This is a genomic window from Thalassolituus sp. (assembly GCF_984348125.1).
The window spans coordinates 27,249-42,313 of the sequence record NZ_CFHJLR010000025.1 but is presented as its reverse complement, the minus strand read 5'-3'; the positions used below and the strand labels follow the sequence as shown (position 1 = coordinate 42,313).

General features: G+C 52.2%; 17 protein-coding genes. 8 read left to right on the top strand and 9 right to left on the bottom strand.

Annotated elements, in window-relative coordinates; genetic code table 11:
* Positions 1–95: 95 nt before the first annotated feature.
* Positions 96–353, bottom strand: a complete 258-nt coding sequence (gene cspD / locus AC5E51_RS14570) for a cold shock domain-containing protein CspD (RefSeq protein WP_491778759.1) — start codon at positions 351–353, stop codon at positions 96–98.
* Positions 354–544: 191 nt separating this feature from the next.
* On the opposite strand from cspD, the gene clpS reads away from it, so the two are divergent.
* Together clpS and clpA are read left to right on the top strand one after the other, a co-directional pair.
* Positions 545–925 (top strand): ATP-dependent Clp protease adapter ClpS, encoded by a 381-nt coding sequence (clpS, locus tag AC5E51_RS14565; RefSeq protein WP_491778758.1) that lies wholly within the window; start codon positions 545–547, stop codon positions 923–925.
* 14 nt (positions 926–939) lie between these two features.
* Entirely contained in the window at positions 940–3,198 is a 2,259-nt protein-coding gene (gene clpA, locus AC5E51_RS14560; protein ID WP_301378763.1) for an ATP-dependent Clp protease ATP-binding subunit ClpA, read from the top strand.
* Positions 3,199–3,225: 27 nt separating this feature from the next.
* Here the strand turns inward: clpA and infA are convergent, their stop codons facing one another.
* From infA to aat, 3 genes are all read right to left on the bottom strand, one after another.
* On the bottom strand, positions 3,226–3,444 hold the full coding sequence (infA, locus tag AC5E51_RS14555) for a translation initiation factor IF-1 (protein ID WP_028292799.1): 219 nt from the start codon (positions 3,442–3,444) through the stop codon (positions 3,226–3,228).
* 67 nt (positions 3,445–3,511) lie between these two features.
* Positions 3,512–4,219 (bottom strand): arginyltransferase, encoded by a 708-nt coding sequence (locus AC5E51_RS14550; RefSeq protein ID WP_491778757.1) that lies wholly within the window; start codon positions 4,217–4,219, stop codon positions 3,512–3,514.
* Positions 4,216–4,911 (bottom strand): leucyl/phenylalanyl-tRNA--protein transferase, encoded by a 696-nt coding sequence (gene aat / locus AC5E51_RS14545; protein WP_491778756.1) that lies wholly within the window; start codon positions 4,909–4,911, stop codon positions 4,216–4,218. Before aat ends, AC5E51_RS14550 begins: the two co-directional genes overlap by 4 nt.
* A gap of 65 nt (positions 4,912–4,976) precedes the next feature.
* Between aat and AC5E51_RS14540 the strand changes: the two genes are divergently transcribed.
* From AC5E51_RS14540 to cysG, 6 genes are read left to right on the top strand one after another with little or no spacing between them, the layout of a single operon-like run.
* Complete coding sequence (locus AC5E51_RS14540; protein ID WP_491778755.1) at positions 4,977–7,652, top strand: DNA translocase FtsK; 2,676 nt, start codon at positions 4,977–4,979, stop codon at positions 7,650–7,652.
* A 24-nt stretch (positions 7,653–7,676) separates the two neighbouring features.
* Positions 7,677–8,315, top strand: a complete 639-nt coding sequence (gene lolA / locus AC5E51_RS14535; protein WP_491222669.1) for an outer membrane lipoprotein periplasmic chaperone LolA — start codon at positions 7,677–7,679, stop codon at positions 8,313–8,315.
* On the top strand, positions 8,305–9,624 hold the full coding sequence (locus tag AC5E51_RS14530) for a replication-associated recombination protein A (RefSeq protein ID WP_301378749.1): 1,320 nt from the start codon (positions 8,305–8,307) through the stop codon (positions 9,622–9,624). Before lolA ends, AC5E51_RS14530 begins: the two co-directional genes overlap by 11 nt.
* Positions 9,625–9,626: 2 nt before the next feature.
* Positions 9,627–10,001 (top strand): fluoride efflux transporter CrcB, encoded by a 375-nt coding sequence (gene crcB / locus AC5E51_RS14525; RefSeq protein ID WP_076517717.1) that lies wholly within the window; start codon positions 9,627–9,629, stop codon positions 9,999–10,001.
* An 8-nt stretch (positions 10,002–10,009) separates the two neighbouring features.
* Positions 10,010–11,323 (top strand): serine--tRNA ligase, encoded by a 1,314-nt coding sequence (serS, locus tag AC5E51_RS14520; RefSeq protein ID WP_301378747.1) that lies wholly within the window; start codon positions 10,010–10,012, stop codon positions 11,321–11,323.
* A complete protein-coding gene (cysG, locus tag AC5E51_RS14515; RefSeq protein WP_068440387.1) occupies positions 11,320–12,699 on the top strand; it encodes a siroheme synthase CysG in 1,380 nt (459 codons plus the stop codon). Before serS ends, cysG begins: the two co-directional genes overlap by 4 nt.
* Here the strand turns inward: cysG and AC5E51_RS14510 are convergent.
* The 5 genes from AC5E51_RS14510 to tusD are packed head-to-tail and all read right to left on the bottom strand — an operon-like array spanning position 12,688 to position 14,977.
* Entirely contained in the window at positions 12,688–13,656 is a 969-nt protein-coding gene (locus tag AC5E51_RS14510) for a glycosyl transferase family protein (RefSeq protein ID WP_068440390.1), read from the bottom strand. The genes cysG and AC5E51_RS14510 overlap by 12 nt on opposite strands.
* On the bottom strand, positions 13,653–13,976 hold the full coding sequence (locus AC5E51_RS14505; RefSeq protein ID WP_068438666.1) for a TusE/DsrC/DsvC family sulfur relay protein: 324 nt from the start codon (positions 13,974–13,976) through the stop codon (positions 13,653–13,655). Before AC5E51_RS14505 ends, AC5E51_RS14510 begins: the two co-directional genes overlap by 4 nt.
* Before the next feature lies 1 nt (position 13,977).
* On the bottom strand, positions 13,978–14,244 hold the full coding sequence (locus AC5E51_RS14500) for a DsrH/TusB family sulfur metabolism protein (protein ID WP_068440393.1): 267 nt from the start codon (positions 14,242–14,244) through the stop codon (positions 13,978–13,980).
* A 2-nt stretch (positions 14,245–14,246) separates the two neighbouring features.
* Positions 14,247–14,591: a DsrE family protein gene (locus tag AC5E51_RS14495; RefSeq protein WP_068439947.1), complete on the bottom strand. Its 345-nt coding sequence runs from the start codon at positions 14,589–14,591 to the stop codon at positions 14,247–14,249.
* Positions 14,591–14,977 carry a sulfurtransferase complex subunit TusD gene (gene tusD, locus AC5E51_RS14490; RefSeq protein ID WP_068439949.1) on the bottom strand — a complete coding sequence of 129 codons (387 nt, stop codon included), beginning with the start codon at positions 14,975–14,977 and terminating at the stop codon, positions 14,591–14,593. Before tusD ends, AC5E51_RS14495 begins: the two co-directional genes overlap by 1 nt.
* Positions 14,978–15,065: the final 88 nt, after the last annotated feature.

Here is a 15,065-nt window from a genome sequence, read left to right as displayed (position 1 = left end):
CGAGCCTCAGATGAGGCTCGTTATATGATCCCAAAACTGTGGGACAGCAGTGGCCTTCCGGCGGTTTTTTATGCGCGCCTGAAACAGATTGCGCCTCAGGCAGGCTCTGCTTGTTCAGCCTTTGCTGCTGGTGCTGAAGCCTCTGCACCTTCAAGGGCCCGGATGTTGATCGCGTGCAGTCCTTTATCGCTGGGTTTGATGTCGAATTGGACAGATTGCCCTGCTTTCAGTGTGCGGTATCCGTCCATATCAATGACTGAGTAATGGGCAAACAGATCTTCATTGGTTTCGTCACTTAGGATAAAACCGTAACCTTTGGCGTTATTGAACCACTTTACAGTCCCTGTTTTCATCGCAAATCTCCTTATAACTACAGATATAGGTGCGTTTTTCGTGGATAGGGCTTGTATACCCTAGTCGTATAGAACCTACGCCGCCCATTGTGGCCCGTCAAGACACTAATTAACCTAATTAATTACATATTCGACTAAGGTGGTATGCCTGAGTGGTCGGGTTGGCCTGACAGCGTTATCATGTGACTAATTTGGCAAACACAGAATCCCATCGACGCGTCATGTATAAATATCAACTAAGCTTAAATGGTCAGGATCCTCATCACGAAGAAGACGGAAATATTGCGGTTCAGGAGTCCCTGCCGGAGCTGAAGCGCCCGTCGATGTATAGTGTGGTGATGATGAATGATGACTACACCCCAATGGAGTTTGTTGTAGAGGTTTTACAACAGTTTTTCAGCAAAACACCGGAGCAGGCGACCGAGATTATGCTCGCGGTCCACATGAAAGGCAGTGCCGTGTGTGGCGTCTATACTAAAGACATTGCTGAAACTAAAGCAGAAATTGTGAATCAATACTCCAAGGACTGCCAACATCCGTTGATGTGTGAGATAGCCCCGGCAGACGACTGAAACCAGGAGGCTTTATGCTGAATAGAGAACTCGAGCAAACCCTGAATGAAGCATTCAAGGAGGCTCGTTCTAAGCGTCACGAATTTATGACAGTCGAACATCTGCTGTTGGCGCTGCTAGACAATGATGCGGCTTCGACCGTACTTCAGGCTTGCGGAGCCGATATTGTCAAACTTCGCAAAGATCTGGATGACTTCGTCGATTCCACAACTCCCCTTATCCCTGAATCTAATGGCGAGCAGGAGACTCAACCAACGTTGGGTTTTCAGCGCGTCCTGCAGCGTGCCGTATTCCACGTTCAGTCATCGGGCAAAACCGAAGTCTCCGGTGCGAATGTTCTTGTCGCTATCTTCAGTGAGCAGGAGAGTCAGGCTGTTTATTTCCTGAAGCAGCAGAACATCGCTCGCATTGATGTGGTTAATTACATCTCTCACGGTATTTCGAAAGTCAGCGGCCCTGAAGAGGGCGCTGATCAGGCGGCAGACAATCTCGATGAAGAAGCGGAAACGGGTTCGAAGTCCGCTCTTGAAGGGTATGCGACTAACCTCAATCGCCTGGCGCGCGAGGGTAAAATCGACCCATTGATCGGACGCGAGTTTGAAGTTAATCGTCTTGTGCAGATTCTGGCGCGTCGACGTAAGAATAATCCGCTTCTGGTGGGTGACTCTGGTGTCGGTAAAACTGCCATTATTGAAGGTCTGGCTAAGCGCATTGTCGATGAAGAAGTGCCAGATGTGATCAGCGATGCTGTTGTCTACAGTCTCGACATGGGCGCACTTCTGGCTGGTACCAAATACCGGGGTGACTTCGAAAAACGTTTTAAAGCATTGCTGGCAGAGTTGAAGCGTCAGCCTCACGGCATACTGTTTATCGATGAAATTCACACCATTATCGGTGCGGGGGCCGCCTCTGGTGGCGTTATGGATGCGAGCAACCTGCTGAAGCCGCTACTGAGCTCAGGTGAGGTGCGCTGCATTGGCTCTACCACGTTCACAGAGTTCCGTGGCATTTTCGAGAAAGACAGTGCTCTGACTCGTCGCTTCCAGAAGATCGATGTTGCAGAGCCGTCTGTTGAGGATACTTACAAAATCCTCAAAGGCCTCAAGTCCCGCTTTGAAGAGCACCACAAAGTTAAGTACACGGACAAAGCCCTTAAAGCCGCTGCAGAGCTGGCTGATCGCTATATCAATGACCGCAATATGCCCGATAAGGCCATTGATGTGATTGATGAGGTAGGTGCTTTGCAGCAGATGGTTCCACCAAGCAAACGTAAAAAGACCATCAATGTCGGAGAAGTAGAAGAGGTGGTCGCAGCGATAGCACGAATTCCACCGAAGTCTGTTTCTGCGTCTGACAAAGAACTGCTCTTTGGTCTCGAAGATAAGCTTGAGATGGTAGTGTTTGGTCAGAATGAAGCGATTCAGACACTCTCAACTGCCATTAAGATGTCTCGTGCCGGGTTGAACAGCCCGCAGAAGCCGATCGGCTCTTTCCTCTTTGCTGGCCCAACCGGCGTCGGTAAAACTGAGGTTACGAAGCAGCTGGCGTCTGTCATGGGCATGGAGCTTGTCCGCTTCGACATGTCTGAGTACATGGAGCGCCACACGGTATCTCGCCTGATTGGTGCGCCTCCGGGTTATGTGGGGTATGACCAGGGCGGCTTGCTGACAGAAGCGGTAAATAAAACGCCTCATTGTGTTCTGCTTCTGGATGAAATTGAGAAGGCTCACCCTGAGGTGTTCAATATTCTGCTTCAGGTTATGGACCACGGTACGCTGACGGATAACAATGGTCGCAAGACGGATTTCCGTAACGTGATTCTGGTTATGACGACCAATGCCGGTGCTGCTCAGATGAGTCGTGCGAGTATTGGTTTCACCCAGCAGGATCATACAACGGATGGTGCCGAGGAGCTTAAGAAGCTGTTCACACCTGAGTTCCGCAACCGTCTCGACAGTGTTATTCAGTTCGCGCCGCTTACGCCGGATACCACGCTACATGTTGTCGATAAATTCCTGGCTGAACTTCAAGGGCAGCTGGACGACAAGGGCGTACTGCTGAACGTTGATGATGAGGCCCGCAACTGGCTTGCTGAGCACGGCTATGACGAGAAAATGGGTGCTCGCCCAATGGCTCGTTTGGTTCAGGATAAGATCAAGAAACCGCTGGCTGAGAAGATCCTGTTTGGTGATCTTTCGAAGGGTGGTGAGATTGAGATTACCGTCGTCGACGGCGAGCTTTCGTTGGAATTACCTGAGGCAATGCCGGCCTGATGGCCGGCAGATTGCCGAAGGCGAGGATCAGCGAGCGCGGTAAGTGATGCGTCCCTTACTGAGATCGTAAGGTGTCAGTTCCACTTTAACTTTGTCGCCAGTAAGAATACGGATGTAGTTCTTACGCATTTTGCCGGAAATATGAGCGGTCACTACGTGACCGTTTTCCAGTTTAACCCGGAACATTGTATTAGGAAGCGTGTCGATGACTTCGCCTTCCATTTCAATGTGATCGTCTTTTGCCATTCGTCACCTGTCTGAAACTTGTTCAATGCGCGCGCATTCTGCCTTAAAACACTCGCTATGGCAAAGCTTAGGCGGGATTTAGGCGTATCCAGTCGTTATCACTCAGAACTTCAAGAGGAGTGAAGCGTGCTTTGTAGCTCATTTTTCGGCAGTTCTCGACGTAATAGCCGAGGTAGTTGTAGGGAAGTCCGACGCTTCGGGCTAACAGCGTCAGGCGGATAATCATGGATGTGCCTACTGATTCGCTTTCGCGGTCCGGCTCGTAGAAGCAATACACAGCCGAAAGCCCATCATTGAATCTGTCGAAAACCAGAACACCAATTACCCCCTCGCCATCCTCGGCCACGAGAAACTGTGTGTTGCCGAGGCTTTCGCCAATAAACTCATCGTAGGTCTGTCGGGAGGGGGGATACATGTCGCCATCCTGATGCCTCGCATTGATATATCTGCAGTAGAGATCGAAGAACTCAGGACTATCCGACAGAGGGCGCACCGACACCTGCCAGTGGCGAGTTCGACTGAGTACGCGTTTCATGTTTCTGCTCAGGGTAAATTGCGCAGTTGGGATTCTGATGGACTGGCATTCGCGGCACGATGGGCAGGAGGGCCGGTAAATGAGCTTTCCGCTGCGCCGGAAGCCCAGCCGACTCAAGGCGCTCATGGTATCTATGTCTGGTACTATCCTGGGGTCGACATACTGACTCTGCGCTTGTCTGTCTTCAAGGTATGGACAGGCGTGTGTCTCGGCAGGTGTAAATAAGGGGATTGATCTCATTTCAGAGCGCCGGGAAGTGGTGGAGGCGAAGGCTTGTTTGCTCCCGCGAGAAGTCGGCTCTCAAATTCAGGGCGATCCAGCTCTATAATACCGAATCGCTCCAGATGTGAGGTTCGCATCTGGCAATCAATCATCTCAAAACCAAGTTCAAACAGGAGTGGGGCGGCGGTAGCAAAGGCCACCTTTGATGCTCCGCTGTGTTGGGTAAACATACTTTCGCCAAAGAGAATACGTCCTATGGATAGCCCATAGAAACCACCACACAAGGCTCCGGACTTATCCCAGCACTCTATTGATATCGCCCGACCTGCGTTATGGAGTCTGGGGTAGTTATCAATAATCTCATCGTCTATCCAGGTACCTTCGCTGTCGGCCCGGGGAGCCATACAGCCCTTTATTACTCCTCTGAAATCAAGGTTCGCTGTGACGCGAAGATCGGTATTGCGAACCTCGCGGGCAATCCTTTTAGGAATTCTGAAGGTTTCCGGAAGAATGACTGCCCGAGGCATAGGAGTCCACCAGAGTCGTGCCTCATCAGGGTCATTCCATGGAAAGATTCCTTTCCGGTAGGCGCAATCCAGCCAGGCGGGGCTCAGATGGCCGCCAGCGGCAAGAAGTCCTTCTGGCTCTTCGAGTGCTCTACTTGTATCTGGGAATTCCGGCGGCCGGAACTCATCTAACCAATCAATCATAGTTATGAACAGGCTCGTTTAGCCGTGTTAGACTGTGGACGTTTGACCATTAGCAGGACGATATTTTGTCATCGCAGCACTCTGAAATCGACAACAAACAGAAAAATATGTCGGACGACGGCTGGCGTAAACGCCACGACATAGGGTTTCTTCTGCTTACGCTTGGTTGTGTTTTGCTGTTTCTGGCTCTCTTTTCTTATGACCCGGAAGATGTCGCATGGTCTGTTGTCGGCAGCGGCACAGCAGATAACTCCATCGGGCGCGTCGGAGCCTACCTGGCCGACTTTCTGCTTCACGGCCTGGGATATCTCGCATTCGCTTTTCCTGCTCTGATCATGGCTAAGACCTGGTTGTTGTTCCGCAAGGCGCCAACCGTAGAAGGGCGGGTCTGGGTGCTCAGGGCCAGCGGCCTGTTACTCATTCTTATCTCACTTGCCGCTCTGGCAGATGTTAGTATCTGGCGCGGTGAGCTCCTCCCAGCTGGTGCCGGCGGCATCATAGGCGAGGGCGCTATAGCGCTGATGGTGCCGCTGTTCGGCTTTATCGGGTCCGTCTCAATTCTGATTGTCGCACTGGCACTCGGCCTTGTGTTGTTTCTTGAGTTCTCCTGGCTGATGTTTTTCGAGCGGGTCGGTGGTGCTGCTCTTTCTTTTGTTGGGCGCATTTCCGGAAACAAGAAAGCTGACTCTCAAAGCGTGGAGAAAGCCGGTACTACTGCCCACAACCAAAAAACGACCGGTGACAGCATCCTTCACAAGGCATTCGCCTTTATCGCCAGGAAACGTGCGACTGGCACCCAAGAGCCTGACTCTGCCAATAAGCCTGAAATCACCGCCTCGAACTCAGGTTCACCTAAGAATAGCCGGTTCGATCCGCCATCAGTCGGTGCGGCATCCGATGCAGACAAGGACCCGCTCGACAGCTTCGCAGGTTTTAGTGCATTGGATGACCAAGGTGACGATTCGCTCGTAAGTGATCTGCCCTGGGATGTCTCTAAGTCTGAACCTGGCCCTGAAGCCGAGCCCAAACCCGCACCTGCCGCCCAGGCAAGAAACGAAGAGGCAAGAAACGAAGATGCCATCCCGGTACAGGCTGTGGCCGCTCGCGAAGTGCCCAAGACGGCACCCAATACTGACATCATCGAAAACGCTGTTGCCGATGTTAAGTCTTTGAAAATTGAGCCGCTCGAAAAGCGCGAGTCGCGCCCAAGCGACCGGGCCAAACGAGACCTGCAAGGCAAATTATTCAAAGGTAACGACCCGTTACCTTCAATTGCTTTGCTGGACCCTCCCAAAAGCGATGGCAAGGCCGGCTTCTCGGAGGAACGTCTGCACGACTTATCCGAGCTGCTGGTGCAGAAACTTGCCGACTTCGGTGTAAAGATTGAAGTGACTGCTGTGGCACCGGGCCCGGTTATTACGCGTTTTGAGATCCAGCCGGCACCGGGTGTGAAGGCCAGTAAGATATCGAACCTGGCGAAGGATCTCGCACGCTCGATGGCCATGGTTGCGGTACGTGTTGTAGAGGTCATACCGGGCAAGTCGGTCATGGGGATTGAAGTCCCTAACGAAAATCGCGCCATGGTTACGCTGGGTGAGGTCTTGTCGTCCGAAGATTACGATAAGTCGAAATCACCGCTTACGCTCGCGCTGGGTCATGATATTGCGGGCAATCCCGTGATTACTGACCTTGCCAAGATGCCGCATCTACTCGTTGCAGGTACGACAGGCTCGGGTAAATCGGTGGGTGTGAATGCAATGCTGCTTTCACTGCTATTCAAGTCTACGCCCGAAGAGCTAAGGTTGATTCTGGTCGATCCGAAGATGCTGGAATTATCCGTCTATGAAGGGATTCCTCATCTGCTGACACCTGTTATCACTGATATGAAAGAGGCCGCCAGTGGCCTTCGTTGGTCGGTCGCTGAAATGGAACGCCGCTATCAGTTAATGGCTGCAATGGGTGTTCGTAATATTGCCGGTTATAACAAGAAGGTTAAGGACGCCATTGAAGCGGGTACGCCACTGGCTGATCCGCTTTGGCAGATTGATCAATCATTCGATACGACTCCGCCCACGCTTGAACCCTTGCCGTACATTGTGATTGTCGTGGACGAGTTTGCCGACATGATGATGATGGTTGGTAAGAAAGTAGAAGAACTCATCGCTCGAATCGCTCAAAAAGCACGTGCGGCAGGCATTCATATGATTCTGGCGACTCAGCGCCCATCTGTGGACGTTATTACCGGCTTGATCAAAGCAAACGTACCGACGCGGATTGCATTCCAGGTGTCATCAAAAATCGACTCGCGGACCATTCTTGATCAGGGCGGAGCTGAGCAGCTGCTGGGGCATGGCGACATGCTGTTTATGCCTCCAGGTAACGCTTTGCCTGAAAGGGTTCATGGAGCCTTCGTTGACGATGACGAAGTGCATCGCGTCGTTGCAGAATGGAAGCAACGTGGGGAACCTGACTACATCGAAGAAATCACACAAGTGGGTGAGGATGGTTCGGTGCCGGGGATGGGCGGCGATGACGCCGACGGTGAAAAAGACGATCTGTACGATCAGGCGGTTGCCTTTGTGACCGAATCCGGTAAATGCTCGATCTCATCAGTGCAGCGTAAATTACGTATTGGCTACAACCGGGCCGCAAGGCTCGTCGAGACCATGGAGGCAGCGGGTGTCGTTTCACCACCAGCTCACAACGGTAGTCGTGAAGTTATTGCACCACCTCCTGCTTAACTCAAATAAAAGTAGAGTCTTTTTATGTTTTCAAAGCTGACCGCATTCGCAGGCGGGATTATTTTTTCTGTAGTGTCATTGGGTATCCAAGCAGGTGAGGCGCTGGAGGAATTTACCTCAAGGCTGACGTCCCTCAACTCGATGGAAACCGAGTTCTCGCAGGTGACCATGGATCAGAATGGGGAAGTATTGCAGAGTTTATCAGGGACACTCTCGGTTCAGCGACCAGGAAAAATGCGTTGGCAAACAAACCCGCCTTACGAGCAACTGGTCGTCTCCGATGGCGAATCTGTATGGGTTTACGATATGGATCTGGAGCAGGTCACTATTCGTAATCTTGAGTCGAAGCTTCAGGAAACCCCAGCACTGCTTCTGAGTGGTGATGTCAGCAATATTTCTGACAGCTACACAGCAACAAGAGAGCAGGCTGGTAAAGCCGTGCGTTACAGGTTAAAGCCTCAGGATGCCAGTCAGTTGTTTGAAGCGCTTGAGTTTGACTACGTCAATGATGAAGTTGAGTTTATGCGTATATTCGACGCTGCCGGGCAAATCACCGAAATTCGCTTTACTGGTCAGCGAGTAAACCCTGAGCTTGATCCAGCTGCTTTCACCTTTGTTGCGCCTGATGATGTTGACGTAATCGACGGGCGCCATGGCAGCTGATTTATTTTCGCAGGATAAACCATACGAGCCGTTGGCTTCGCGCCTCAGGCCAGGCTCGCTCGACGATTACATCGGACAGGAGCATGTCGTCGGAGAAGGGGCGCCTCTTCGGAATGCTTTAAATGCCGGCCAGATACACTCTCTTATCCTGTGGGGGCCTCCAGGTGTAGGCAAAACCACGCTAGCTCGTCTTATCGCCAGCTACGTCGATGCTCAGTTTCTGTCACTGAGTGCGGTCATGGCAGGGGTCAAAGAGATCCGTGCGGCCGTTGAGCAGGCGCGACAGGCAGCGGGGAGTGGCCGCAAATCACTGCTTTTCATCGACGAAGTTCATCGCTTCAATAAGTCACAACAGGACGCCTTCCTGCCATACGTTGAGGACGGAACCTTTATCTTTGTTGGGGCAACGACAGAAAACCCGTCGTTTGAGCTGAATAATGCACTTCTCTCGCGAGCGCAGGTCTACATTCTTAAGTCTCTTACGGACGATGACCTTGTTAAGGTCATTCGGCGTGGACTTGAATCGGAAGGAGTTGAGCAGAAAGATCAATCTCCGCTTTCTGTTCTTGCCGCTGCCGCGGATGGCGATGCTCGCCGCGCCCTGAATCTGTTAGAGCAAGCGCTGCAGCTGAATGGCGGGTCTTCTCTCAGTGACGACGATGTTAGGGCGGTATTAGTTAGTAGTCTGCGCAGGTTCGATAAAGGCGGCGATGCCTTTTATGAGCAGATATCAGCTTTGCACAAATCGGTCCGGGGTTCTGATCCGGATGCCTCCCTCTACTGGTTCAGTCGTATGCTCGACGGAGGTTGCGATCCGCTCTATATAGCAAGGCGACTTGTCCGTATGGCGAGCGAGGATATTGGCAATGCCGATCCTCGCGCACTCTCTGTCTGTACTGCCGCATGGGAGGCTCAGGAGCGCCTGGGCAGCCCTGAGGGAGAGCTCAATCTGGCCCAAGCCGTTGTTTACTTAGCATGCGCCCCAAAGAGCAACGCAGTTTACACAGCGTACAAAGCGGCGAGGAAACTGGTGCAGTCAACACCGGGCTATGAGGTACCATTACACCTCAGAAACGCTCCCACTCAGATGATGTCTGACATGAGTTACGGTGCCGAGTACCGCTATGCTCATGACGAGCCTGAAGCATTTGCCGCGGGTGAAAACTATTTCCCTGAAGCCCTGGCGGATGAGCGTTTTTACTCACCGGTAGCTCGCGGCCTTGAGCAGAAGATTGGTGCCAAACTGGATCACCTTCGTGAACTCAATCGCCTGAGCGATAAGAAACGATATACAGACGGCGGTAGTTAACTTTGGCGTATTTATGGATCGCTCTGGGAGGAGCGCTGGGCGCGGTCGCGAGATTCAGCATGGCAACGGCGGTATTTAAGTGGTTTGACCGGCCTTTCCCCTATGGCACGCTTTCAGTGAACCTGTTAGGCTCCTTCGCCATTGGCGTCGCCTATATCTGGCTCGTCGAAAATGGGTTTGGTGGCGATCACCACCGTCAATTGGCGATGGTGGGTTTTTTAGGTGCATTTACTACCTTTTCTACCTTCTCATTAGAAAGTATTTCTCTACTTCAGCAGGCGCGATATGAAGCGTTTCTGGCCTACATAGGTGTCAGTCTGCTGGGGTGTCTTGCTGCTACGGCCGCAGGAATGTGGCTCTCAAAATCTCTGGTTTAAGAAGAACAATGCTCGATATTAAGTACATTCGCGACAACATAGATGATGTTAAAGATGCCCTCGCCAAGAAGGGCTTTTCATTTGATGATGTGGAATTCGGTCGACTTGACGATGCACGTAAAAAAGCACTGACTGAAGCTCAGTCGCTGCAGGCAGAAAAGAAGAAAGCATCCAAACAGATTGGCCAGCTGATCGGACAGGGCATGTCGCCAGAAGAGGCGAAGGCTCAGGTAATGAGTGGTCTGGATGCCGATATTACGCGCGCAGAGCAAGCTGCTAAGCAGGTTGAGTCTGATCTTCGCGAAATGCTGATGGCGATTCCGAATGTGCCCCTGGCGGAAGTGCCTGCGGGCAGCGATGAGGACGACAATGTTGAAGTCCTGAAATGGGGTGAGCCGCGCGAGTTTTCATTCGTGCCGAAAGATCACGTAGATGTAGGCGAGCCGCACGGCCTTAATTTCGATGCCGGTGCTGTGGTTGCAGGCTCTCGTTTTGCCGTCATGAGCGGTCCTATCGCCAGAATGCACAGGGCACTGACCCAGTTCATGCTTGATACGCACACACTCGAGCATGGTTACGAAGAAACTTACGTGCCGTACCTGGTTAACCGTCAGGCGCTCGAGGGCACAGGCCAGCTGCCTAAGTTTGAAGAAGATCTCTTTAAAATTCCGCAGGCTCAGGGTGATAAAGATCTGTATATGATTCCTACCGCTGAGGTTCCTGTAACCAACCTGCTGCGTGACACAGTCAATGATGTCGAGCTGCCGGTGAAAAAAGTTGCCCATACCCCATGCTTCCGTAGTGAAGCGGGTAGTTATGGTCGTGACACCCGAGGCATGATTCGCCAACATCAGTTCGACAAAGTCGAGCTGGTTCAGTTTGTTAAGGCGGAAGATTCAGAGAAGACTCTTGAAGAATTGACCGGTCATGCTGAAGCTATCCTTCAGAAACTGAATCTCCCATACCGCAAGGTGATTCTGTGTGGTGGTGACCTGGGCTTTTCCGCAGCCAAAACCTACGATCTTGAAGTCTGGCTCCCCGGTCAGCAGAAGTACCGTGAAATCTCCAGCTGCAGTACTTTTGGCGATTATCAGGCTCGTCGGATGCAGGCGCGCTGGCGTAATCCTCAGACAGGCAAACCCGAACTGCTCCACACACTGAACGGCTCAGGTTTGGCCGTCGGCCGGACACTGGTCGCTATTCTTGAAAACTATCAGGAAGAAGATGGTTCGGTTTCTGTACCAGAGGCGCTTCGTCCATACATGGGTGGTACTGAGCGGATCAGTACTGAGAAGGTTGCCTCTGAGCGGAAAGGTGCGTGAGCAACAGTCATCTACCCCTCGTAATTAATGCATCGCGAGCTCGCTTTTATATCATCGGCGGGGGAGCGGTTGCTGCGAGAAAAGTGAAAACTCTGATCGATACCGGTGCGATGATTTACGTTATTGCGCCCAATATCGATAATGCGATCCTTGATCTGGCTGGTGACAGACTGACTTGCCACGAGCGTGTCGCCGGAGAAGAAGATTACCGAGCGGGCGACTATGTTGTTCTGGCGACGGATGACAAGGCGACAAACGAACATCAGGCTCGTCTCGCCAGAAGCTCTGGCGCGTGGGTTTGTCGTACTGATGAGCCTGAAGACAACGATTTTTCCTTTCCCGCGGTTGTCGATCGTTCACCGCTGAAGGTTGCGATCTCCACCGGTGGGGCAACCCCTGCACTGACGCGGCTCGTCAGAGACCGCATCGAAGCATTTATCCCCACAGATTACTCGCGGCTTGGCCAGTGGCTGGAGTCGCTGAGGCTAAGGTTGCGCAGCGAGGGCACACCTAAGGAACGGGGGGTGTTCTGGCGAAGACTGATGCAATCTCAGGCCCCCGATCAGGTGTTGGCAAGACAAGAAGCATCAGCCGATAAGATAGTCGAGGGATTGCTCTCTGGTGAGAATATCTCTGCCGGAGAGGCATTTCTTGTAGGCGCGGGCCCCGGTGATCCTGACTTGTTGACCTTTCGGGCTCTGCGTTTGATTCAGATGTCAGACGTTGTCTTCTACGATCGTTTGGTCAGTCCAGCCATACTCAGCCTATTACCCGATGATTGCGAGCGGCATTACGTTGGCAAGGCGAGGAGCGACCATGCTGTCCCTCAGGATCAAATCAATCAGCGATTGGTTGATGAAGCTCTGAAAGGTCGAAGAGTGCTGCGGCTCAAGGGTGGAGATCCCTTTATTTTTGGTCGTGGCGGTGAGGAAATTCAACAGTTAGCAGAGGCAGGTATTCCATTTCAGGTTGTGCCCGGAATTACCGCTGCAAGCGGCTGCTCATCGTATGCTGGCATCCCGCTTACTCATCGGGATCATGCACAAAGCGTACGTTTCGTAACAGGGCATTTGAAGGACGGCACCTGTAATCTGCCATGGAATGAACTGATTCATCCACAGCAGACACTTGTAATCTATATGGGATTGGTTGGTTTGCCGGAGATCTGCAATCAGCTGATCGCGCACGGCATGCCTGCAGAAACACCGATTGCGTTGATCGAGAAGGGCACCTTACCGGACCAGCAAGTGCACACGGGTACGCTCGCTTCCATGCCTGAATACGTCGCTGACCGGAAGATTCAAGCCCCTACGCTCACGATTGTGGGGAGCGTCGTCAGCCTTCACTCTACGCTTAACTGGCGCTCAGGCCAGTAAGCTTTTATCCCGCTCTGCCCAGGCTTTGCTGCATTGCGATAAAGCGGATACGTAGTCTGTTGACTTAAGCATGGCACACAGGGCCAGGGCGGCTGTGCGTAGCACGGCATCGTGACCATATTGCGAGTGGTCCTGGCCTTGCCAGAGTTTGATGAGATGTTCGGTGTTCGGGCTTGCGGCTTTATCATCATAGTGGGATGAATCATTGGCAATCCGAAACTGGGCTTCTTCACCCTCAACAACCACTGTCACCTGACAGGGACGCTCAGGATTTACCTCAAATTCGCCACCTTCACCCTTGATGATGGCAGCCGTATCCTGATTAATACTTGCCGCCATAGAGTGAGTCGTCCGGTAATCCGGGTGGAATATGCCCTGCACAGAAGGCACGCCTGCCGGAGCGATTGTTTTAAGCACCGTATTGATCGGTGAACGCACCCCCAGGACTGACTTAAGACTAAGCCACTGTTGTAGCGTTGGGTGCACCTCAGAGCAGGGCAGGTAGACTAATGGAGCGGTAATCGTACCCAGGGAATCTCTGGTTGCGGCAGGTAAGCCAAGCTCCTGAAAAACTTCATGGGCATAAACCCGACCCAGAGTGTGAGCCAAAGTGCCGTGTACAAGGATACGATGCCCCATCTGACCAAGCAGTAGCGCAGCTAGCACCCACCACATCGGCTGGCGCCGTTTGCCTGCATAACTCGACCAGACCAGGTCAAAATGTCCAGCTGGCTCGGGCCAGTACTCATTAACTGCAGACGCAAACCCGGCTATTTCATCAGGGGTTTCTTCAAGTACCCGCAGCAGCATAAATATTGCACCGAGTTGAACATCTTCATAACGACCTGCGAGCATCTCGCCCATCGTAAATCGCGCTTCTTCGAACGTCATATTTCGGCTGGCGTTCTTTCCTCTGGCAAGGATGCGCACGTAATCAGCCAGGGCGTGTTGTGTCACAGGCAATTCTCCGGTCTTGGAAGGCCAGCTATTCTTGCGGCTTTTTTCGCCGGACTTTCAGGAAATAATGTCATCAGGTAAATACTCCCTGCTTTGTCAGCACCGAGTGTCTGCTTAATATAGCGGGAGAGGGGTCTCATCGCTGGCGCGAGGTCAAACTCGGCGTAGAAGGCGCGAATGGCATTGATGATTTCCCAATGAGCGTCTGTAAGGATGATACCTTCATCTTGCGCAAGCACTGCAGCAACATCCGCATTCCAGTCGTTAAGTTCAACCAGAAAGCCGTCTTTATCCAGTGTCAGGTCATTGAGGGACGCCATCTCAGAACCAACTTATTACTTGCTGGCTATCTGCCGTCAGGGTTACCCACTCGGGATCGCTGATCAGACGAGCATTAGTCTCATTGATTCCGCGGACCTGAGCGTCCTCTGTCAGCATAAAAAGATCAGCGTCTGAGCTGATCTGCTTTGCTCTCTCGATCTGGTAGCAGCCGTCTCCTGCGAGCAGGACTGCATCCCCCGGCAATAGTGCGGCTTTGACCTGGCTCAGTGTGTCAGGCGAATCTGAAAATAGGGTGTGAACAATCATGATCAGAAAGATACCACATGATGGGCATCTCTGGCCCAGTTTGCCGCTTCCTGCTGCGAAATAGTCTGGCAGGTATCGAAAGTTTTCGGGCTTTCGTCTGAGGTTGCCGGTCCGCCAGCTACAGCAATGTCATCAATACCGTACATCGGGAGTGCCGCAAGTAGCTTAGCCGGGGACTTTCCTCCGGGTTTGCGCGAAGCCTGGCCCGCGTTAAGCCAATCAATGCCGCGACCTGAGAAAAGAATTTTCACTTCGATATCAAAAGCCGCCATAGCCAGTGCATACTCCAGCGCCTCGCAGTCAGGCGTCGGTGGACGAGTGATGTTAATCAGAATGGAAGAGCTCATCAGAATTGCACCATTTTCTCACTGTCATGAACAACCTCGGCCATCTCCCCAAGCCCGGTGAGCGTGAATGAGGGGTGTATCGATGATACGCCAAGGTTATAGCGCTCAGCTTCCCGCTCATCAACAATCCCTCTGCGTACGCTGTTAGCAATGCAGGCGTGTAAAGGGATAGAGATTTCTTCTGCAAGCTCCGCCCAGCTTTGCGCAATCGATTTCTGCCCCTGCGGTGGGGTCTGAAGGCGATTTGCAGCGAGTACAGCATCGCCGTAGAAAAATATCCTCTTTATCGAATGATCACTTTCCAGAGTCGCACGTATAAACCGCATGGCCAATTGATGCTGGCTTCCCTGAAAAGGTGAGCTGGATATGAGTATGGTGTAGTTCACTGAAGCCCCCAAGATTTACCACCCATGATAGCCCTGTGGTTGAGTACTGTCAGCTCTAAAGGTAAGGCGGTAACGAATTGATTTTAAA